At 41.7% G+C, this 21,903-nt stretch carries 14 protein-coding genes and 5 tRNA genes; 3 read left to right on the forward strand and 16 right to left on the reverse strand.

The window, feature by feature from the left end; genetic code table 11:
• Positions 1-50: 50 nt before the first annotated feature.
• Entirely contained in the window at positions 51-5,624 is a 5,574-nt protein-coding gene (locus PAUR_RS15720; protein ID WP_192508708.1) for an ATP-binding protein, read from the reverse strand.
• Between the two features lie 295 nt (positions 5,625-5,919).
• On the opposite strand from PAUR_RS15720, the gene PAUR_RS15725 reads away from it, so the two are divergent.
• Entirely contained in the window at positions 5,920-7,440 is a 1,521-nt protein-coding gene (locus tag PAUR_RS15725; RefSeq protein ID WP_192508709.1) for a response regulator, read from the forward strand.
• 99 nt (positions 7,441-7,539) lie between these two features.
• Here the strand turns inward: PAUR_RS15725 and PAUR_RS15730 are convergent.
• The 5 genes from PAUR_RS15730 to PAUR_RS15750 all read right to left on the reverse strand — a co-directional run bounded on the left by PAUR_RS15730 (position 7,540) and on the right by PAUR_RS15750 (position 8,006).
• Positions 7,540-7,615: transfer RNA gene (locus PAUR_RS15730), tRNA-Phe, on the reverse strand.
• A gap of 27 nt (positions 7,616-7,642) precedes the next feature.
• Positions 7,643-7,718: transfer RNA gene (locus tag PAUR_RS15735), tRNA-Thr, on the reverse strand.
• A gap of 11 nt (positions 7,719-7,729) precedes the next feature.
• Positions 7,730-7,805, reverse strand: a tRNA-Phe gene (locus PAUR_RS15740).
• A gap of 38 nt (positions 7,806-7,843) precedes the next feature.
• Positions 7,844-7,919 (reverse strand) — tRNA-Thr (locus PAUR_RS15745).
• An 11-nt stretch (positions 7,920-7,930) separates the two neighbouring features.
• Positions 7,931-8,006 (reverse strand) — tRNA-Phe (locus PAUR_RS15750).
• 284 nt (positions 8,007-8,290) lie between these two features.
• Here PAUR_RS15750 and PAUR_RS15755 point away from each other — a divergent pair.
• A complete protein-coding gene (locus PAUR_RS15755; protein WP_192508710.1) occupies positions 8,291-11,131 on the forward strand; it encodes a hybrid sensor histidine kinase/response regulator in 2,841 nt (946 codons plus the stop codon).
• A 202-nt stretch (positions 11,132-11,333) separates the two neighbouring features.
• Here the strand turns inward: PAUR_RS15755 and PAUR_RS15760 are convergent, their stop codons facing one another.
• The 4 genes from PAUR_RS15760 to PAUR_RS15775 all read right to left on the reverse strand — a co-directional run bounded on the left by PAUR_RS15760 (position 11,334) and on the right by PAUR_RS15775 (position 14,792).
• On the reverse strand, positions 11,334-11,513 hold the full coding sequence (locus tag PAUR_RS15760) for a hypothetical protein (protein ID WP_192508711.1): 180 nt from the start codon (positions 11,511-11,513) through the stop codon (positions 11,334-11,336).
• Between the two features lie 112 nt (positions 11,514-11,625).
• Positions 11,626-12,756 carry a sodium ion-translocating decarboxylase subunit beta gene (locus tag PAUR_RS15765; protein ID WP_192508712.1) on the reverse strand — a complete coding sequence of 377 codons (1,131 nt, stop codon included), beginning with the start codon at positions 12,754-12,756 and terminating at the stop codon, positions 11,626-11,628.
• An 8-nt stretch (positions 12,757-12,764) separates the two neighbouring features.
• Positions 12,765-14,543, reverse strand: coding sequence for a sodium-extruding oxaloacetate decarboxylase subunit alpha (gene oadA / locus PAUR_RS15770; protein WP_192508713.1), 1,779 nt, complete (start codon positions 14,541-14,543; stop codon positions 12,765-12,767).
• A gap of 12 nt (positions 14,544-14,555) precedes the next feature.
• A complete protein-coding gene (locus tag PAUR_RS15775) occupies positions 14,556-14,792 on the reverse strand; it encodes an OadG family transporter subunit (protein WP_192508714.1) in 237 nt (78 codons plus the stop codon).
• 417 nt (positions 14,793-15,209) lie between these two features.
• Here PAUR_RS15775 and PAUR_RS15780 point away from each other — a divergent pair, with 417 nt between their 5' ends.
• Positions 15,210-15,674 carry a YcxB family protein gene (locus PAUR_RS15780; RefSeq protein WP_192508715.1) on the forward strand — a complete coding sequence of 155 codons (465 nt, stop codon included), beginning with the start codon at positions 15,210-15,212 and terminating at the stop codon, positions 15,672-15,674.
• A gap of 41 nt (positions 15,675-15,715) precedes the next feature.
• Here PAUR_RS15780 and csrA read toward each other — a convergent pair whose 3' ends face one another.
• From csrA to PAUR_RS15810, 6 genes are all read right to left on the reverse strand, one after another.
• Positions 15,716-15,907 carry a carbon storage regulator CsrA gene (gene csrA / locus PAUR_RS15785; protein WP_010362895.1) on the reverse strand — a complete coding sequence of 64 codons (192 nt, stop codon included), beginning with the start codon at positions 15,905-15,907 and terminating at the stop codon, positions 15,716-15,718.
• Positions 15,908-15,997: 90 nt separating this feature from the next.
• On the reverse strand, positions 15,998-17,218 hold the full coding sequence (locus PAUR_RS15790) for an aspartate kinase (protein ID WP_192508716.1): 1,221 nt from the start codon (positions 17,216-17,218) through the stop codon (positions 15,998-16,000).
• A gap of 3 nt (positions 17,219-17,221) precedes the next feature.
• Positions 17,222-19,825: an alanine--tRNA ligase gene (alaS, locus tag PAUR_RS15795; RefSeq protein WP_192508717.1), complete on the reverse strand. Its 2,604-nt coding sequence runs from the start codon at positions 19,823-19,825 to the stop codon at positions 17,222-17,224.
• A 4-nt stretch (positions 19,826-19,829) separates the two neighbouring features.
• Complete coding sequence (locus PAUR_RS15800; protein ID WP_192508718.1) at positions 19,830-20,294, reverse strand: regulatory protein RecX; 465 nt, start codon at positions 20,292-20,294, stop codon at positions 19,830-19,832.
• Positions 20,295-21,101, reverse strand: a complete 807-nt coding sequence (locus tag PAUR_RS15805; RefSeq protein WP_192508719.1) for a BPSS1780 family membrane protein — start codon at positions 21,099-21,101, stop codon at positions 20,295-20,297. It abuts the gene before it with no gap.
• A 138-nt stretch (positions 21,102-21,239) separates the two neighbouring features.
• Complete coding sequence (locus PAUR_RS15810) at positions 21,240-21,866, reverse strand: GTP cyclohydrolase II (RefSeq protein ID WP_192508720.1); 627 nt, start codon at positions 21,864-21,866, stop codon at positions 21,240-21,242.
• Positions 21,867-21,903: the final 37 nt, after the last annotated feature.

Raw genomic sequence — 21,903 nt, forward strand, 5'->3', positions numbered from 1 at the left:
CCTTACTCTGGCGTCATGATAGGTATACAATGCGTATCTGCATGCAGCGTCTATTCAAGTTCAACCTTTTCATGGCAATACTCAAAAGCCGAAAGTAACTCCTTTGCTTCATCAAAATCATATTCATCAATCACCTCACCTATTTTTAGTAAGGGTATCTTGTAGTCGGTATATTGTAACAGGGTCGCTAACTCCACAACTTTATCAGATGCTTCAATGTTGGACTCAACGATTAAATCGTTTAACTGAGCCAAGAGTGTTTGTACTTGCGACTCATCTAGACTTATGTCTTTTAACCCCGGATTTTCTTTCTGGTTATATGTAACCTCAGCTTCAAGTACTTTCAAAACATCAGCTAATTCGGGCAATAAAGATGCTAATGCTTTCTCAACAGCGAGAATATAAGGCTCTAGTGTTGCACTGTGCTGTGTACACGCAGTTTCCAAATTACTCGCTTCATGTTGAATCTGTGTTGCCCCTATATTTCCAGCCGTTCCTTTTAATGTATGTGCATAGCGCAAGGCCGACTGACAGTCCTTCTCCGTATGAACATCGTTAAGAGCAGCTGCAAACGCCGCTGAGAAATGCTGCTGTTTATCATAAAATCGTTTTAGTAATTTGTGATAGAGGCCACTGTCTCCCGATGAAATCGCCAAACCTGCTTGGTAATCTAATGTCGTAATGTGCGCAAATAGGTAAGATACATCGTCCCCTTCAACAGCACTTTCAAGCGTGCCGGTTTTCGAGCTGTCTACTTGGATCCATTTGCTTAAAGTATCTATCATTTTAATCACATTGATTGGCTTAACAATTATGTCATTCATGCCACATTCAACAATCTCTTGCTGGCTTTCACTCATCACATTGGCAGTCATAGCAATGATAGGTAATGCTGCGTATTGCGCTTGAAGTCGAATCGCCCGTGTTGCTTCATAACCATCCATAACAGGCATCTGACAGTCCATCAAAATCCCATCAAACTCTTGTCCCTCTAGCATCTCTAGAGCTTGCTGCCCGTGCTCTGCCACGCATACGTCTATTCCTTGCTTATTCAATAATGCAACTGCGAGTTCTTGATTTAAATCATTATCTTCAACCAACAATAACTTTGCCCCCCTTAATGATGGGACAACCGCTTTCTCGCCGCTTTGTACTGTACTTTCAATCGGGATATCCAGTAATTGATAGATCACTTTACGCAACGCAGTAGCAAAAATGGGCTTCGTGATAAATGCAATATTGGACCAGCTGGAAAACTGCTGTTCTGCATGGTCGCAGTCATATTGGCACATAATTATTATCGGCAAAGTTGGGCACAGTGACCTCGAGAATTCAATGATGTCATACTGTTTTTGGGCCTGTTCGTCGATGCATAATAATTCGGTTGATAATATCTGTGATGTGAGCTCTTGCAACTCTTCTGGCGCTGCACACCGCGCCGCGACTCCCAATTGTTGTAAATACAAACTGGTTGCTCTTCCTGAAAACTGATTATCATCTAAAATGAGAGCGCCACTTATTAGCAACTTTGTTAGATTACGGTTTTGTGAAGGGTCTACTTGCAATTGAACGTTAAATGAAAATGTACTGCCTATTTCAACAGTGCTTTGACAGCTAATTTGCCCCCCCATCAATTCTACAAGGTTTTTACAAATAGCAAGTCCTAGCCCCGTGCCGCCGTATTTACGTGTTGTCGATGTATCCGCTTGACTAAACGAGTGAAATAATCGCTGCTGCTGTTCAACAGTCATACCAATTCCCGAGTCGATTACAGCAACCGCTACATCAATTGTATCATGCCCTTGTTCAACCAATTTTATGTCGATGGTCACTTCTCCTTGCTTAGGCGTGAACTTGATGGCGTTACTGCCTAAGTTAAGCAGTATTTGAGTGATCCTAAGCGGATCTCCTTTAACATACTCAGGTAAAATAGGATCCAGCAGCACATTAAAGATAAGCGCCTTCTCTCTCGCTTTTATACTCAATAGATCAACACTATCGGCAACCGTTTGCTCTAAACAAAAAGGCACACATTCAATATCTAATTTACCAGCTTCTATTTTAGAAAAGTCCAAAATATCATTAATAATGCCTAATAGTGACTCTCCGCTACGATGAATTTTTTCAACATAGTTACGCTGTTTTCTATCCAATTCGGTCTCTAATGCCAAATAACTCATACCTATTATTGCATTCATAGGTGTGCGGATCTCATGAGACATATTCGATAAGAAATCAGACTTAGCCTGTGTCGCACTTTCTGCGGTTTCTTTGGCTTTTTTTAACGCTACTTCGAGTTGCTTCGCATCTGAGATATCCATATTAATCCCAAATACTTCCTTTCTGCCCAGCCCTGTTTGCAAATCGACACAACGACCAATACCTAACATCCACTTCCACTCACCTGTTGCCGTGCGCATTCTAAACTCACACCGGTAGGTATCCGTTTTGCCTTTGATATGATCATTTAACGCCGCTTCCGCGTGTTCAATATCATCTGGGTGGGTTAACTGGCGCCAGCGCGCGATACTTGTACCAAAACGAGATTCTAATTCCCCATCGAGGTAACCAAGCATTGTTGACCATATACTATTAGTAACAAGCAACCCACTGTGGCAATCCCACTCCCATGTACCGGCATTCGCACCTTGCATAGCAAGCTCTAATCGCTGCTCTGCTTCTTTCAACTCGCTATAAGATAACGAGTTAGCCAATGCCACCGCTAAATGATTACCGACTACCCGTAAAATACTTAGCTGCGTTTCTTTATAAGCATACTCAATATCTGATTGGACGGTGAACACCCCGAGCACATGACCTTCTACAATCAAAGGTGCACAAAACACCGTTTTGGTATGTTCTCCGTTTAAACTAATACTCGGCTGTAACCCATAACCTTGCCACTTCGTGTCATTATCAGCATAAAACTCTTCAGCATGACTCACACAATATGCATCTGCGCTGTGAGTCACATTAGTCTGGGAAATTAACGCATCAAATGGTTCTCCTGTTTGCACTGCAAAGATATAATCAATGTATTGTTGCTCCTTATGATAAATACCTATGGCACAAAAATCACAAGGGAGTGTTTTGGTTAAGTGGTTATAAATCGTTTCACAAATTGCCTGCATATCGTACGTTGCAGCAACTTCTTTTCCAACCTCACCCAGCACAACAATATCCTTGGTCCGTTGTGCCACCTTGTACTCTAGTTTCAAACTTGCTTTGCGCAATCGATGCAAACGCAATGCAAATGCCCCAATCAGCAACAAACTGACTCCAACCGGCAATGATATTTGAAACCATAACGTCTGATACCACGCTGGTACCTTAATAATATGCAAGGCTATTCCATCGCGGTTCCAAACACCATGGTTATTACTGCCTTGAACTTTAAACTGATACTCGCCTGGCGGTAAGTCTCGGAAATTGGCGATATGACTTGCAGAAACATCACTCCAGCTATCGTTATACCCTTCTAACCAGACTCGGTATCGATTGTCTTCCGTTGCTTGATAGTCTAAAGCAGCATATTGAATAGTAATTGAACTATGCTCGGCTTCTAATATCAGCGGCATTTTTGCATGATTAACGACCTGCCCATCCACCTTTACTTGTGTAAACACCAGTTGCGGTGCCGCCGTATTAACTGTGACTTTTTGAGGCTCAAAGCGCGTGATCCCATCAATACTGCCAAATAAAATATGCCCTTGTGAAAACACCAATGAGTTTGTTAAAAAATGATTATTTGCTAAACCATCATTGGTTGTAAACTGATGGAATACACCATTGACAGTATCTAGTTTTAACACCCCGCTTGAGGTGGCCAGCCACAAAAACCCTGCATTATCTGCCACTATAGATTGTACAGAAAAGCTCGACTCTGACGTTGTATTAGAATAGCGCTGAAATTGCTTAGATAATAAATCAAAACTGGTTATCCCATTGTTAGTGGCGAACCAAATTTTACTCTCATGTTGCATTACAAAATTAATGTAGTTGTCACTTAAACTATGCTCATCCTTTTGCATAATATATTGGCGCTGCGTCTCTTTTTCATGATCAAGCATGAACACACCGTCGCCCTCAGTACCGACCCATGTGTTTTGCTGGCTATCATTAAAGACAAAACTAGGATCGATATTTTGCAAATGCTCAGAGTATTCTTGTGTACTTAAATCCCAACGCACAACGCGATTATTTCCTGAGATAACTAGCCAGGCATACCCCAGTTTGTCAAAACTAATTTGCTCTACTGAATGCCGTTGATTTTTAAGCCAAAACAAAGGAATTTGCTGCAACTTATTATTAACTTCATCCACCCGATATAGTCCATAATTAGTTCCCGCGTATAAATCTCCTTTTTTATTTCGTGCTAAGCTGTGTACTCGTAATCGATAGTTCCCTGTTAACGCTTCACGCGTGGCAAAAGGCGTAAATTGCGATTTACCATCAAAATGTACAAGCCCACGTCCAGTTCCCAACCAAACTCCACCTTGTTGAGCCGTCGCCATTGAGAGTACTTGGTTAAAAAGTCCAGAGAGCAAATAATCTTGTAGGTAGTTTTTATGCGAAACAAAAGCAGGGGGATGTGGAAAAACTTTAATAACGCCAGAGTAACGTGTAGCGGCCCACAATAAACCGGTATCATCCACCAACACTTGTCGTATATCTCGATTATGCAACTGCGCCTCAGCCCCCGAATATGCATCCGACATAAACTTACGTTGTCTTGGAGAAAATCGGTACACCCCAGCAAAGGTACTTAGTAAAATATCACCTTCATGGTGCAGTAAACTTGTCACACTTGGCAACCCTTGCGTTGCCAAGTTATAGGTTTGATAATCACCCGTTGTAGGGTCAAATAGCCCGAAACTGCTGCGTGTGGCAACCCAAAGTTGTCCTAACGAATCAACAGAGACTTGCCTGACTTCAGAATGATCCAAAGATCCCGGTGCGACATTAAATCCAGTGAATGTATTGTCTTTTCTATTTAATCGATACAAGCCATTCGATGTTCCTGCCCAAATACCACCTTGCAGATCTTCGGTGATGCTCCACACACGGTTGTTCCCAATACTATTGATATCTTGTTCATCATGTGTAAAACGTTGAAAGCTACCGTGTTCTGGATTAAAGCGATTTAATCCACCGCCATTTGTCCCAACCCATAATGTCCCATCACGACTTTCAAACAAAGATTGTACTTTATCAGCACCCAATGAATTGGGGTTGTTAGGATCATACTTAAAATGCTGAAAATCACGCTTTCCTTTAAATAGATTTAACCCTCCTCCCCAAGTACCCGCCCACAGTTGCCTTTTACTGTCGAATAGCAGCACACCCACACTGTTGGCCGATAACGAAGCTGCATATTCAGGGTCGTGTTTGAAAGAGGTAAACTGATACCCATCATAACGCAAAATACCATCAGCGCTCCCAAACCACATAAACCCTTGATGATCTTTAGTGACGGCGTAAATTTGAGGGTTAGTTAAGCCATTATAGGTTGAAATGTTCTCTATCTTTGGTGCGTAATTCGAGCCTTTTTGTAGACCAAATGCATATGTTGTCAACAACAATGCACAGACCAGTGCCATATTAAAACGCAAAAGCAGTTTCATTCACTACATTCCTTATACTTTGTCATGTTGATGAACTGCTTTACGCTCACTTTGCATCTATGTACAAAATCAGCATCACCAACTAAAGTTATGATTAACTTCGGTTTACTTGCAATAATATTATTCTGTTATTCGTACTATCGCGTTACACCTATAGACACATAATAATAACATGTGCAAAATAAAACCAAGTAAAAATTGCCTATCAATTGCTCAGTTAAGCCGTCGAGTAGTTCAAATATTATAGATTCCGCATGTAAACACATGCCATGAACAGACCTATACGGAGCATTTTATGGTCAATATTCAATCATCACAGCCGCTGACGGTACTCATTGTCGAGCCCTTTGAAACTATTAGAACCATGATAGCGAATGTGCTCAATCAACTTTCAAATATCGTGATTATTCAAAGCTCGAATGCTAGCGATGCATTAGAAAAACTGGAATACAACGACATTGGATTGATCATTGCTGAATGGCAACTACCAACGCTCTCGGGTATCGAATTTTTAAAAAAAGTGCGTACTAACACTCGAACTGCCAAAATCCCCTTTGTTATGACCTCAGCGACGATTGAACAATCTCATGTTGTACAAGCAATTCAATGCGGTGTATCGGAATACGTAGTTAAGCCTTTCTCAAGCAAAATCCTCAAATCCCGATTACAAAGAGCCCTAACAAAACCGGTTCGCCCATGTAAAGAAACGCCTGAATCAACAGAATCGACGGAACAAAATAATGATCTACATGTGCTCATTGTGGATGACGTCGCCGACAATATTAAAATCATTAGCGATATCTTACGAAAAGACTATAAAGTAAAAGCTGCATTGAATGGTAAAAAGGCCCTGCAAATTTGTGCGAAAGACCCCCAGCCCGATATTATTCTACTCGATATCATGATGCCTGACATGGATGGGTTAGAGGTCTGTCGACGCTTGAAAGACGACCCAAGTACGCAACATATTACCGTGATTTTCTTATCTGCACTTGAGCAGACTGAACACATCGTTAAAGGGTTAGAATTGGGTGCGGTAGACTACATCACAAAACCAGCAAATCCCGCGATTGTTAAATCAAGAGTACAGGCACATTGTCGTAGTATTGAATCGAATCGCCTAATGCGCGCACAAATAGATACCATGTTAGAAAATGCACGTTTACGTGATGAATTTGACTCTGTTAACCAAACAGAATTAGTGAAACCCATCGCTGACATTAAACACTCAACCTCACAACTGGCTGCCAACTTGCACGAGCCAGAAAAAGCACAGCAATATATCGATTTCATTCAACAAAGTTGTGCAGCATTGCAACTCCATGTTGATAGCACTGCTTCGCTCAACAAAATAGAACGTAAAGAGTATCAATTCAAACCACAAAAGCAAAACTTCACTACCGTATTAAAAGATGCATTAGGACACGTTTCCGAAATAGTGAAGCGCAAACAGATAAAAGTACACAATACCGAGAATACTGACTGTCACTTTAATGGCGAATACGCAATCACCCACGCCTTACTTACGCACTTGCTAAAAAATGCACTGGAAGGTACACGCAGCGATCCATCCATACAACTCAGTGCAACACAAAATGATAAATATGTGGTATTTAAAATACATAATCCTGATCCGGTTCCAGAACCAATACGAGGGCAATTTTTTGATAAATTTGTGACTTATGGCAAACCAGATCATGCCGGAATTGGTACCTATACCGCCAAATTACTCACAGAAATCCAGGGAGGGTTTATTGAATATAGAACCGATGATAACTTAGGTACTGAGGTGTTCGTTAGTTTACCATTGGCTTAGGCAAGACATGTTATTTGGCATGCAAGCAACACAGCATCGGGAGAATTTAAGGCGTAATAAATACAAAAAAACCCTAAACGAAGTTTAGGGTTTAAAATATGGTGCCCAGAGGCGGAATCGAACCACCGACACGAGGATTTTCAATCCTCTGCTCTACCGACTGAGCTATCTGGGCAAATTTTTTAGCTTAAGCCTAATTAAATGGTGCCGACTATCCGAGTCGAACGGATGACCTACTGATTACAAGTCAGTTGCTCTACCAACTGAGCTAAGTCGGCACACTTAATCATGGTGCCCAGAGGCGGAATCGAACCACCGACACGAGGATTTTCAATCCTCTGCTCTACCGACTGAGCTATCTGGGCAAAAATTGTTGCTTGTGTTTTAATTCCTAGCGAGGAAATGGTGCCGACTATCCGAGTCGAACGGATGACCTACTGATTACAAGTCAGTTGCTCTACCAACTGAGCTAAGTCGGCACACTTAATCATGGTGCCCAGAGGCGGAATCGAACCACCGACACGAGGATTTTCAATCCTCTGCTCTACCGACTGAGCTATCTGGGCGTGCGGCGTATTAAACGGGTTTTGCCCTTTTAAGTCAACTTTTTTTTCAAACTTCTGTTTGATTGAATACTTTTCAAACAAAGCTTTTTATTTCTTAACCGAATTGGCTGAGTTTTAAACAGAGTTATTTGCAATAACATTCGTTAAGTTAACCTCATTTTATGATGAAAACATCCGATATATCGCAAAAACGTAGAGAAAAAACCATCAGACAGTGGTAGGATTGGCGGTATATTAAGCTTAAGTTCGCTATAAGATCGTGTCGCGAAATATCGGAACATTTCATGCAAAATTCTTCATCAATAAAAATAGCAGGGCTACTGCCTCTGATACTTATGATTGCTGTCATCACTGGCGCTATTTGCGCTACAGCGGCCTATATGATGCCAAAAGCAACCATAGTCACGGCACCTAATATACAAAAACAAGCCGACGAACTCGCATTACCGCTTGCCAATATAATGATGAAAACAGGTTTTGGCCAAGCAAAGCAAATTTTACAAGCCATCAAAGAGGGCGCCCCCAATATAGATATCTATCTATATAGCTCAACCGGTATGGCTGAACCCTCTCTGATTTTTCAAACCAGCAATGTTCCCGTGGCCGCGATTTCACAGCAAAAGAAAATCGCCGAAGGTGGTACAATTACAATATATAAACCACTGAAATTAGATGGCCAAGCTATTGGCGAGTTAATTTTACGTCGCCACTCAAACGCAGCAACGAAAAGCCCGCTAATAGGGTATATTCTGTTTGTATTGGCACTGATATGTGCTTTTATACTGGCTGTGGTGGCTAAAAAACGTATTGTCTCGCAACTTAATGGTGATACTAAGAAGCTAGAAGCCGAATTAAAGCTTGTCGTTGATAAACAAGACTACCGTGTACATTTAAATAGTGATTTAGGTTTCGGCCTCGAAAGTATTGCTTTCGCTATCAACAATGTTTTACATCAAGTGCAGTCGGTGATTGATAACAATCAAGAATCACAAAAAGAGCTAAAACAATTACAAACTAGCCTTGAAACAGAAGTTCAAGCTCGTACGCTTGCATTAGAAAAAGCCACGCTCAACGCTGAGCGTGCCAATGACGCAAAAACCACATTTTTAGCGACAATGAGCCACGAGATCAGAACACCAATGAATGGCGTAATTGGTACTATCGATCTGCTGCGTCAAACTGAATTAGATGGTGCACAGCACCGATTAACCACGATTATCCGTGATTCAGCGTTTTCTCTGCTAGGGATCTTAGATGACATTTTAGATTTCTCTAAAATTGAAGCCGGCAAACTCCAAATAGACAATAGCGTATTCTCTGTCTCAGAAACAATAGAAGAAGTAGCTCGTGTATTATCATCTGTCGCTAAAAAAAGAAAACTAGACTTGGAACTGGCTATCGCACCTGATATTCCCAATAACCTAGTTGGTGATACCGTCCGCGTTCGCCAAGTTTTGTATAACCTGTGCAGTAACGCAATTAAGTTCACCACCACTGAAGCTAACCGCCAAGGATTTGTCAAAATCAGCGTCGAAGTTGCGCAAAATACATCGGAACATTACACCTTGCGTTTTCGCGTAACGGATAATGGTAAAGGTATGACGCAAACTCAATTACGTGAAATATTTAACCCATTTATTCAGGCTGAAGGGTCTATCACCCGTGAATTTGGGGGCACAGGTCTGGGTTTATCAATTTGTAAAAGTCTCATTGAATTAATGCTCGGTTCTATACAGGTAAACAGCGATATTGGTATGGGCAGTGAGTTTGTTGTTGAACTGCCATTTAGCACACAAGGTAAAGTGGAATACGCGCATAAGAGCAAACTTGAGCAACGCAGAGTTGTTGTTCTGACGAACAACAATGATAGGCGTAATATATTGTGTCGTTATTTATCTTTCATGGGCGCAAACACCGTTGCTCTGGGCTCAATGGACGAATTTGATGAGTTTCAATATCAAGAAAAAGTTATTTGGGTTTTAGATGGACTCGAAGGTATGGCTCCGGTCAACGATCAATTACGGTCTTTACTGTATTCATTGGAAAATAACAAACAGCAAGTTATTGTGCTTAGTACTATGGATGAAGCCGCAGTCAATCATCAAAATATTTTCTACCTTAATGCGGCGCCACTCTGTAAAAGCTCATTTATGACGTCAGTCATGGTTGCCGCAGGGCTCCATAAGCCTAAAGCATTGAAACCTTCAAAAAGTATGAATACTTACCTGAACGTCGACCAAGCACGTGCTGAAAACAAGTTAGTACTGTTGGTTGAAGATAATGTACTTAACCAGCAAGTGTTAACAGACCAACTACATTTACTGGGTTATGGTGTCGAAGTTGCTGAAAACGGTGAAGAAGGTTTAGAAGTATGGCAAAAAGGTAACTTCCCGATTATTCTCACGGATTTACATATGCCAAAAATGTCAGGATATGACATGGTTACGCAGATCAGAGATATTGCTGAGCAAAGTGCAGATATCAATGCTCAGCCGTATATTATTGCTGTGACTGCTAATGCATTAAAAGGTGAGAGGGAGCGCTGCATTGCAACAGGCATGAATGACTATATTACCAAGCCAGTTGAATTAAATGTATTAGAGGCCACCCTATTGAAGTGGCAAGAAAAGCACGCAAAAGACTTGCCTACGCCAGCAGCTCAATCCACGTCGGTTGAAAATGAATCTGCGAGTGTGAATGCCGAGGATACCGTTGACATGTCGCAAGGTGACAATATTAACGAATTAGCGGCGCTTAGTGAAAGCGCTCCCCCGGTTAACTTAGAAACCTTAAATAAATACGTAAACCATGACGAAGCCAAACAGCTTAGATTTTTCCGAATGTATTTAGAACAAAGCAGCATGCTAACAAGAGAAGTCAATGGTGCAGTGATCTCTATGGATCAAAACAGTATTGTTGAAGCATGCCATCAACTTAAATCCATTTCAAACACCATTGGTGCTGAAAAGGTTGCCGAGACGGCAATCGAGTTTGAACGTCAATGTAAAGAAAATGACTTATCCGCGGATCAATTAATTGCGTTGCGGGACAGGCTTGACCACGACTACGCAGAAGCCACTGCATTTATTCAATCTCATTTACAGCAAGCTGCAATGAGTGAATAAACACGCTACCCAAGATAAATAAAAGGCGCTTAACCGCGCCTTTTCGTTCAAACCAAATTAACCCAACATATTGCAATAGCTGAATGGCTTAGAAATTCGACTAAATTTTGATATATGCTCTGTCTATATGCGCAAGTATTAATACCGGAACGCCTGATTTAATGCGTTATATTTTATTAAAATTGTACATGCACACATTCAGTTATTCATACCAAAGCATATAGAGTAGCTTTATCACCAGCGACACCATAACAAGCGGGAATATATATTTGCTATAACGCTGCATTTTATCTAAGCCCATCTTCTGTTGGTACCTCTCCAACAATGGCACCAATACCAACAAAGCAACAAATAAACCACCTAAGATAACGAATATGTTCATGGTAATGCTCACAAAAATATAATGAGCCTGTTATATCATAAATAGCAGGTACAAAAAAAGCGCAGCCTGAACTGCGCAGTCGGTTGGAGTCTTATTGTTTGTTTTGTTTCGCTTAGCCTACTAAAGCAAGTAAAATACCTGCGGCAACAGCGCTGCCCAATACACCCGCTACATTTGGGCCCATTGCGTGCATTAATAAAAAGTTATGTGGATTACTTTCAAGACCTACCTTATTAACGACTCTAGCAGCCATCGGGACCGCCGATACTCCAGCAGCGCCAACCAGTGGGTTTATCGGGTTGCTCGACAAACGATTCATTATTTTTGCCATATAAACACCCGATGCGGTACCAATAGAGAAAGCAAGTGCCCCCAGTAACAAAATACCTAAGGTCTCTACAGTCAAAAAGTGCTCTGCGGCAAGCTTTGAACCAACAGCCAAACCTAAGAATATGGTTGTTATGTTAATTAACTCATTTTGCGCTGTGTTACTCAATCTATCAACCACACCACACTCTCGCATTAAGTTTCCTAAACAAAACATACCAACAAGCGGTGTTGCCGACGGCAGAAATAAAATAGTGAGACTAAGTACCATTAATGGAAATAGTATTTTTTCTTTTTTCGACACAACTCTTAATTGTGGCATTGCAATAGAGCGCTCTTGCGGTGTAGTTAACAGACGCATAATTGGAGGCTGAATGATTGGTACCAATGCCATGTAAGAATAAGCCGCGACTGCAATGGCGCCTAGCAGTTCAGGGGCGAGTTTAGATGCTAAGAAAATAGCCGTTGGGCCATCAGCTCCACCTATAATCGCAATCGCCGACGCATCCTTTAATGTAAATTCGAAACCGGGCACGTAATTTAGCGCAATCGCACCAAATAATGTCGCAAAAATACCAAACTGCGCAGCCGCGCCAAGCAACAGCATACGCGGATTAGCAATCAACGCACTAAAATCAGTCATTGCGCCAACGCCCATAAATATCAGCAATGGAAACACGCCACTGTCGATACCAATATAATAAACGTAATATAATAAGCCCCCTGGTTCAGCAAGCCCAGCGACAGGGATGTTTGTTAAAATAGCACCAAAACCAATCGGTACTAATAGTAATGGCTCAAACCCTTTGGCTATTGCCAAATAGAGTAAGCCGCACCCAACGGCCATCATTATCAGTGTTGGAATCGTAAAATTGGCAATGCCTGTGGCTTGCCATAAATTTAATAACCCGTCCATACCAACTCCTAAGCCAACGCTATCATGGCATCGCCAGTCGAGACCGAGTCACCTTCTGATACCAACACTTCAGAGATGGTCCCACTTGAAGTCGCTCTGACTTCCGTTTCCATTTTCATGGCTTCCATAATCAAGACAACATCACCTTGCTCGACTCGCTCCCCTGGACGCACTTTCAATTTGAAAATATTACCAGCCAGTGGTGCATTTAACGTCTCTGAAGAGCTCACCGATGCGGACTGTGGGATCAGCTCACTGTCTTTCACCTTAACTTCTTTTAGCTCTCCACCGGCCGCAACCACAACGTCATATACTTTGCCATCAACTTGCACACTATATCGCTCTGGACTCGCTTTGCTTGGCGTTGGCTTATTCTGTACTTTTGATTGACTTGACTCTACTAAGGTCGGCTTTGGTTCAAACACATCTGGGTTGTGCCTGTTTTTCAAGAACTTTAGGCCAACTTGAGGGAATAGCGCATAGGTTAATACGTCATCAATTTGTTCCGACGCAAGCTCAATCGCCTCATCTTTCGCTTTATCAAGTAATTCAGTATGTAAATTTGCTAGTTCAGGTTTGATAAGATCTGCAGGTCGGCATTGAATTTCTTCAGCACCATCGAGTACTTTCAACTGCAGTGCTTTATCAACTGGTGCAGGTGTTGAGCCATATTCACCTTTTAATACGCCCGCAGTTTCTTTCGTGATGGTTTTATAACGCTCACCCGTCAACACGTTGAGTACCGCTTGCGTCCCCACTATTTGCGACGTTGGTGTTACCAGAGGTAAATAGCCTAAATCTTTCCTAACGTTAGGAATTTCCTTAAGTACATCATCCAACTTATCTGCTGCACCTTGTTCTTTGAGCTGGTTTTCCATGTTAGTTAACATACCACCAGGTACTTGTGCCAATAGGATCCGACCATCAACGCCTTTTAAACTCCCTTCAAATGCAGCATACTTTTTGCGAATTTCACGAAAGTAACTTGCAATTTTTTCAAGTTCAGCCAAGTTTAACCCTGTATCTCGTGCCGTACCTTCCGTAATAGCTGCAATCGTCTCAGTTGCACTGTGTCCATATGTCATACTCATCGAAGAGATCGCGGTATCTAACATATCAATACCCGCATCAATGGCCTTTTGATAAGTTGCAGTGCTTAACCCCGTAGTCGCATGGCACTGCATGGCAATTGGTACTGATACCGTACTTTTCAAACCGAGTATTAATTGTTCTGCATCATATGGCTTGAGTAACCCAGCCATATCTTTAATACATATTGAGTGACATCCCATAGCTTCAAGCTGTTTTGCTTGCTCTAGCCACATATCTAAGGTGTGTACCGGACTTACCGTATAAGAGATTGTCCCCTGGGCATGTGCACCCACTTTAATTGCGGCTTTAATAGCCGTTTCTAAGTTACGAACATCATTCATTGCATCAAAAATACGAAAAACATCAACGCCATTTTTATGCGCTCGCTCAACAAACTTTTCAACAACATCATCGGCATAATGCCGATAGCCCAGTAAATTTTGACCTCGCAATAACATCTGTTGTTTTGTATTGGGCATCGCTTCTTTTAATGCACGAATGCGCTCCCATGGATCTTCTCCCAAATAACGAATACATGAATCAAAAGTGGCTCCTCCCCACGACTCAACCGACCAATAACCTGCTTTATCTAGTTTTTCGGCGATAGGCAGCATATCTTCTAAGCGCATACGTGTTGCCAGCAAAGATTGATGTGCATCTCGTAAAACGAGCTCTGTTAGCTTTAATTGTGACATGAAAGACCCCTATTATTGTTTTGTTCGGTATTGCGAGATTGCGGCACTTATTGCGGCAATATGAGCACTGGGCACCCCGTTTGATAACTGACGGTGTTTAGTCGGAACGATTGGAACTTCTGTGTCAGACTTGGCCAGTTTAGACAAATTCGTTACGGCCAAAATTAGAATAGATAAAAACACAAAGACTCCAATCATGCCTGTTAGCATCAAGCTGGCAGCCTCTATTAACAATGCGCCTATATCCATAACTCTCCCCTTTAGTCTTTCGACAAATACAACCTGCGTTAATAATCGTTTTTTATAAATATTTATTCACCCATCATACCAAAACCCTCTCACAAGTAAATAACATTGTAAATTGGTAATACCAAAGTAAGGTTACTAATAAATATCAATGAGTTAAAATAAAAACAAGTAAATTCTTGGTTCTAAAACAGCATAAACATGAAAAATATTCAAAATAAAAGGGGAGAATATCGAAGTTATAACACCTAAACCACCTTACAACTGTCACTATAAGAGTAAAAACAAATTGGTAATACCAAAAGTGCAATTTATTAAAATGCATGAATAGCAGTTCTATTCTTCTAATAGGCGTATCTAGCAAGGTTGGTGCGTGGTTCTTAGCAATACGGTACAATGTGCTAAGCATTAGGAGCGTATATGTACACAGAAAGATTCGTATTAGATAAGCCGTATTTCCAAGAATGTTTTGATGAATCGATTCAGCTTGGCGATCATAATAAGCCCAAGTATTTTTTACTCGGGTTGCTCATCACTTTGGGACTATTTAGTATTTACGGGCTAGAAAAACACTATGTAGGAAATTTTCTCATTTTACTCGCTGTCGTAGAGTGCTTGGCATTTTACTACCGTCGACCGTGGTGGGTCGCACGTCAAATGTTGAGCCGAGCAAGTGGTAGCACAGTTGAACTGAATATTGACGAGACGCAAATTGAGGCCAAAAACCCGTATAAGTATTATCGGTTAACATGGCAAAACGTTGACTCTATTATTGAAACAAATAAAGGATTGGTGTTAAAAAGCAATCAGCGAATGCAATACCTATCTAATCACTCTATCAGCGAAGATACACGCGCATTTATTTTATCTCAAGCAAAAAAATAGCCACATATGAGTGGCTATTTTCACAAATTCTTATGTGCTGATCAGATATTGCCAGTCGTTGGATTAGACTTTTCAGCCTGAATACGCATGTAGATTTCTTCACGGTGAACTGAAACATCTTTAGGTGCATTTACACCAATACGCACTTGGTTACCCTTCACACCAAGTACAGTTACAGTAACTTCATCACCAATCATCAGCGTTTCACCTACTCGACGAGTTAGTATTAGCATTCTCTTGCTCCTGTTATTCCAAAAATTAAAAGATTCCGCGTCTTTTTCATTTTAATGAAAAGTTACAGTAAAAGTAAGCAAAAATCGTCCTTACTCAGTACTTTCCGAGAAAAATGTAGCGTGTAACGTCCTTACAGCTAATTCTAGATATTTTTCTTCCACTAATACTGAGACTTTAATCTCAGAACTAGAAACTAATAGTGTTTTTATACCTTCTTGAGTTAAAGCACTAAAAAATTGATTGCTCACTTCGCAATTTGATTTTATGCCCACCCCTACCGCAGAAACCTTAGCAACATTCGCGTTACTTTCAACGCTATGTGCTCGTATGTACCTTAAGTTTGACTGCAATATCTCAATCACCTGTAAGTGATCATTACTCTGCACTGTAAAAGCATAGTCTATTTTTCCACTATGTTGATGAGTTTGCGCGATCATATCTATTTCAATCTGCTGTTCAGCACACAATGCTTTGATCTCACCAAGACAGCTAAAACTTTGCTCGCATCCTAGCACCTTTATTTCCACTTCATTACGCGAAGCGGCAATGCCCGCTATACGACTATGCCCTATCAACTCTTCTTCATACGTAATGAGAGTACCAGTGTCAGGAGAAAAGCTAGATAGTACCCTCAGTGGCACTTTATACCTTCCAGCTGCTTCAACCGATCGAAGATGCAGAACCTTCGCACCTAAACTTGCTAAAGCAAGCATTTCAGCACATGTAATATGCGATAAACGCTTTGCCTTAGACTCAATACGAGGATCAGTTGTATATACGCCATCAACATCCGTAAAGATCTGACACTCATCAGCTTTTAATACCGCAGCGAGTTCAACCGCAGTTGTATCCGTTCCACCACGACCTAAAGTTGTAATATTACCTTCATAATCTCGACCTTGAAAACCCGTAATAATTGCGATGCGGTTATGTTCAAGCTCTTGCTGTAAACGTGCTGTTTGGATATGTTCGATACGAGCTTTACCAAAGTGGTTGGTAGTTCGGATCCCGACTTGATCAGCCAGTAGACTTATTGCAGAGTGGCCCCGTTTAATAATCGCCATAGCAAGCAACGCAACACTGACCTGCTCCCCTGTGGTCATTAGCACATCGAGTTCACGACTATTCGGGCGCGCATCGAGTTGTGTTGCCATCTCAATTAAACGGTTTGTTTCTCCTGACATGGCTGACAAAACAACAACAACTTGATGGCCTTGCTGAGTTGTTTTAACGACTAAATCGGCGACAGCTTCGATACGCTCTAGCGAACCAACCGAAGTGCCACCAAACTTTTGTACAAATAATGCCACCTGTTACTGCGTTTTCTCAGTAACCCAAGCATTAACACTTGCCAACGCAGCCTCAAGATTTTGCGGCTCTGAGCCTCCTGCCTGAGCCATATCTGGACGACCACCACCTTTTCCGCCAACCTGTGCTGCCATATGATTAACGAGCTCACCCGCTTTCACTTGAGCAATGAGGTCTTTGGTTACGCCAGCAATCAGACTCACTTTGTCGCCATTTGCTACACCCAGTGCAATCACACCTGAGCCCATCTTATTCTTTAAATCATCCACCATGCCACGCAGTGCTTTTGACTCGGTACCGGCAACATTGGCAACCAATAGTTTAATTCCGTTAACGTCAACTGCAGAATCAAGTAATGATGCACCCGCAGCACTTGCTAATTTATCATTAAGCTGAGATACCTGCTTTTCTAGGCCTTTGGCTTTTTCTAATAAGGCACTCACTTTCTCAAGCACATTCAGACTATCACCTTTTACTAACGCTGCTATGTCTGCTAACTGCTGTTCTTGTTGTGCAACATAAGCAATGGCATCTTCACCCGTTACAGCTTCAATACGACGAACACCTGCTGCAATACCTCCTTCAGAGACAATCTTAAATAGGCCTATATCACCTGCACGCTGAACATGTGTTCCGCCACACAGTTCAATAGAGTATTCCCCAATAGAGACAACGCGCACTTCGTCATCATACTTTTCGCCGAACAAGGCCATAGCCCCTTTTTCTTTAGCCTCGTCAATGTCCATTAGCTGCGTATCAAGCGCAAAGTTACGACGTATTTCAGCATTAACAGCGTCTTCTAGTTCACGCAACTGCGCCTTAGTTACCCCTTCAAAATGGGAGAAATCAAAACGCAATTTATCAGGCATCACGAGTGAGCCTTTTTGAGCAACATGATCGCCCAATAGCTGACGAAGCGCTTCATGTAGAATGTGCGTACCTGTATGATTTTTCTTAATTCTATCGCGGCGCTCACTGTCAATTTGCGCATCAGCTTTATCATTAATGCCAATACGACCCTGTACTTTTCCGTGATGGGCAAATGCATTACCCAATTTGCGCGTATCAACGACCGAAAACTCACCACCAGACACAGTCAGGGTGCCTGAATCACCAACCTGGCCACCTGATTCAGCATAAAAAGGCGTTCTATCCAAAACAACAATGCCCTCTTGCCCATCTTCAAGTACATTAACCGCGTGTCCTTCGAAAAATAGCTCAATAACTGTGCCCGTATAATGCTCCGCGTCGTAACCTTTAAAATCCGTTGATTTCTCTGATTTAAGTTGTTCGTTATAATCAGCGCCAAACTTACCTGCTTGCTGCGCTTTTTTACGTTGCACATCCATGCACTCTTGAAAGCCATGCTCATCAATCGTCATGAAGCGCTCTCGAGCAACATCAGCAGTTAAATCAGCAGGGAAACCATAAGTATCATAAAGTTTAAATACCAATTCACCAGGGATCACATCCCCTTTAATATCGGCCAAGCTTTCTTCCAATATAGCCAAACCTCTATCGAGCGTTTTACCAAACTGCTCTTCTTCTATTCGTAATACTTTCTCAATAATTGCTTGTTGTTTTGCCAGTTCAGGATATGCTTCACCCATCTGCTCAACCAATGCAGCCACAAGTTTAAAGAAAAAAGCACCCGAAGCGCCTAACTTATTACCATGGCGCACAGCACGACGGATGATACGGCGCAGTACGTAACCTCGGCCTTCATTGGATGGCATAACCCCGTCAGAAACTAAAAACGCGCATGAACGAATATGGTCAGCAACAACACGTAAAGATTTATCTTCTAAATCCTTCGCATTCGTTACTGATGCGGCAGCTTTTATTAGACCTTGGAATAAATCAATTTCATAGTTTGAGTGTACACCTTGCAAGATAGCTGCAATACGCTCAAGGCCCATCCCCGTATCAACCGATTGCTTTGGTAATGGCTCCATTGTGCCATCAGCATGACGGTTGTATTGCATGAATACAAGATTCCAGATCTCAATAAAACGATCGCCGTCTTCTTCAGGAGATCCTGGAGGGCCTCCCCAAATATGCTCACCATGATCGTAGAATATTTCTGAACATGGTCCACACGGGCCTGTATCACCCATAGACCAAAAATTATCATTCGTATCAATACGGATGATTTTGTCATCACTCAGTCCTATGTCTTTTGACCAAAACTCATACGCTTCTTCATCCGTATGGTAAACCGTGACAAGTAGCTTTTCTTTGGGCAATTTCACAACATCCGTTAAAAACTGCCATGCAAATGTAATCGCTTCTTGCTTAAAATAATCACCAAAACTGAAATTACCTAGCATTTCAAAGAAAGTATGATGGCGAGCGGTATAGCCTACATTTTCTAAATCATTATGCTTACCACCAGCACGTACGCAACGTTGAGAGCTTGTTGCGCGAGTGTAAGGGCGAGACTCGGCCCCTAAAAATACATCTTTAAACTGCACCATACCTGCATTGTTAAATAACAAAGTCGCATCATTACCTGGAATGAGCGAGCTTGACGGGACAATTTGGTGCTGTTGTGTGGCAAAGTAGTCTAAAAACGCTTGCCTGATCTGTGCGGTAGTCATGTGCTGCATGTGATTATTCACCCATTGTTGCTGCTTGCATTGCAAAATCTATTTCTTCATAGCTAAAGCCGCGATACATCATGTATCTGACTCGCTTTGCTTTGTCTTTATAATCAAGGTTAGGCGCAGTTACTGCGTACTTTTTTACATAAGCATCTTGCGCTAATTGAAACCAATCGACTTCGAGCGTCTCGATTAGTTGCAGTAATTGCGCGCGGTCAACCCCTTTATTCATCGCCTCAGCCAACACTCTTTTTTGGCCAAAACCTTTATTAATCTGTCTTCTTAAAAAGCTATCGCAATAGCGAGCTTCATCGATATAACCGAGCCGCTCACACCATACTAACAACTCTTCGATGTAGCTCTCTGGCGCCTCTTTGGCTCTGAGCTTTTTTATCAACTCTTTGTGAGAGTACTCTTGCCTAGCCAGTAACCACAATACATAGTTTTTTAGCTTTTGCTTACTAGTATCATCCATTTAAGCGTCAAACCGGCCCGTATCGTTACCATCTTGTTTCACTGTTTCCGTACTCTCATCATGCTCACTTTGCACCTTAACAACCGGCATAAAAATCGCTTGGAAAGAAACAAAAAAGCTAATATATGAAATAGGAATAATCACCAATAAAGGGATCATGCTTAGTGGCATTGACGCCAATATTAACAAAGCAATCGCTAAGCCATACACCCCCAGCGGGGCCATGTTTTTATGAAATACCTTGAGCGATTGTGTAATCGCCGTAAAGATACGTGTTTCACCTTTAAAAAACACCAGCGGTAATGCATACGCAAATGCCATTAGATTAAAGCAATGTGCTATCGCAAACACCATAATATCAGACATTGAAATACTCGCGAGTAATGCATTTATTAACTCATCTGGCTGTTGAGTTGATGACGCTTCTTGCATAATCGCAAATGCATCAGCAAACAAGAAATCCGCTAACAAGGTCAATAAAATAATCGCCCCCATTTGGTATAAACCTAGGCGAAACAGGTGTAATCGTCGCCCTTTTGCGGAAAAAGGCGCTAAGATATCAGCAAGGCTAATGGTTTTACCTTGCTGCTTACTCAACACGGCCATATACATACCGGCAGTCAAAAACGGCGATGCAAAAGCCGCTAATAATTGCAGCAAAGGCGCCACGAGGGGCACAAGCGCCACAATAATGATGAAAATATACATGAAAACAAACGTCATGGGCTGAGTCTTAAAAATGCTCCAACCAGCCTTTAGCCACTGAATACCCATGGCTGCTTTAAATACTCTAAATTCTGATGACATAACGGCTCAAAGCTAATAAAAACACGGAGATTATACCCAAGAGGAACAAAATTGCGAGTTTATCAATCGATTCTGTTTCTCTAAAAAGCAAAAATGCGACAGAAGATGTCGCACTCTTAAATAAACTCGGATGTTACACTATTGTGGTTTTGAAATTTTCTTTATATCCAGCATATGTGAACCATGTTTTACTTTAGTCTCTAAATAACTCCGGTTACCGACATTTCCTGATTTAACGTGTGCCTGAGTTGCTACAACCTCGTCGACGGTAATACCGGCATCTCTCAGTGCATTGAGCTTATTTGGATTATTTGTCATTAATTTAACATGCGACAGCCCCATCGCTTTCAACATCAAAACCGCATCTGAGAAATCGCGTAAATCATCATCAAAACCTAAATGATTATTTGCCTCGTAGGTGTTCATCCCTTGTGATTGCAATACATACGCATCAATTTTATTATACAGGCCAATTCCTCTGCCTTCTTGGCGTAAATATAGCAGGATCCCACCTTGTTTATGCATAGTCTCTATACATTCATTTAACTGCTCACCACAGTCACACCGAGACGAATGGAATACGTCTCCGGTCAGACACTCAGAATGCATTCGAATAAGGGGTACTGATTGTTGCGATTCCGCTTCATTAAAAATTAAAGCAACGTGCTCTTGGCCATCTTGCAAACCACTAAAGGACACAATTTCCGCGGGAATATGACTATGCTGTCCCACATTCAGCTGAACTCTCGCTCTTACATCTGCCACGACTTCAGGACCTACTCAGTAAATTAAATGTGATACT

The sequence above is a fragment of the Pseudoalteromonas aurantia 208 genome, from assembly GCF_014858725.1.
Taxonomy (GTDB): domain Bacteria; phylum Pseudomonadota; class Gammaproteobacteria; order Enterobacterales; family Alteromonadaceae; genus Pseudoalteromonas; species Pseudoalteromonas aurantia.

Excerpts from the sequence above, each read along its gene's own strand:
- PAUR_RS15720 (WP_192508708.1), bottom strand. The coding sequence starts at position 5,624 with ATGAAACTGCTTTTGCGTTTTAATATGGCACTGGTCTGTGCATTGTTG.
- PAUR_RS15725 (WP_192508709.1), top strand. The coding sequence starts at position 5,920 with ATGGTCAATATTCAATCATCACAGCCGCTGACGGTACTCATTGTCGAG.
- PAUR_RS15755 (WP_192508710.1), top strand. The coding sequence starts at position 8,291 with ATGCAAAATTCTTCATCAATAAAAATAGCAGGGCTACTGCCTCTGATA.
- PAUR_RS15760 (WP_192508711.1), bottom strand. The coding sequence starts at position 11,513 with ATGAACATATTCGTTATCTTAGGTGGTTTATTTGTTGCTTTGTTGGTA.
- PAUR_RS15765 (WP_192508712.1), bottom strand. The coding sequence starts at position 12,756 with ATGGACGGGTTATTAAATTTATGGCAAGCCACAGGCATTGCCAATTTT.
- oadA (WP_192508713.1), bottom strand. The coding sequence starts at position 14,543 with ATGTCACAATTAAAGCTAACAGAGCTCGTTTTACGAGATGCACATCAA.
- PAUR_RS15775 (WP_192508714.1), bottom strand. The coding sequence starts at position 14,792 with ATGGATATAGGCGCATTGTTAATAGAGGCTGCCAGCTTGATGCTAACA.
- PAUR_RS15780 (WP_192508715.1), top strand. The coding sequence starts at position 15,210 with ATGTACACAGAAAGATTCGTATTAGATAAGCCGTATTTCCAAGAATGT.
- csrA (WP_010362895.1), bottom strand. The coding sequence starts at position 15,907 with ATGCTAATACTAACTCGTCGAGTAGGTGAAACGCTGATGATTGGTGAT.
- alaS (WP_192508717.1), bottom strand. The coding sequence starts at position 19,825 with ATGCAGCACATGACTACCGCACAGATCAGGCAAGCGTTTTTAGACTAC.
- PAUR_RS15800 (WP_192508718.1), bottom strand. The coding sequence starts at position 20,294 with ATGGATGATACTAGTAAGCAAAAGCTAAAAAACTATGTATTGTGGTTA.
- PAUR_RS15805 (WP_192508719.1), bottom strand. The coding sequence starts at position 21,101 with ATGTCATCAGAATTTAGAGTATTTAAAGCAGCCATGGGTATTCAGTGG.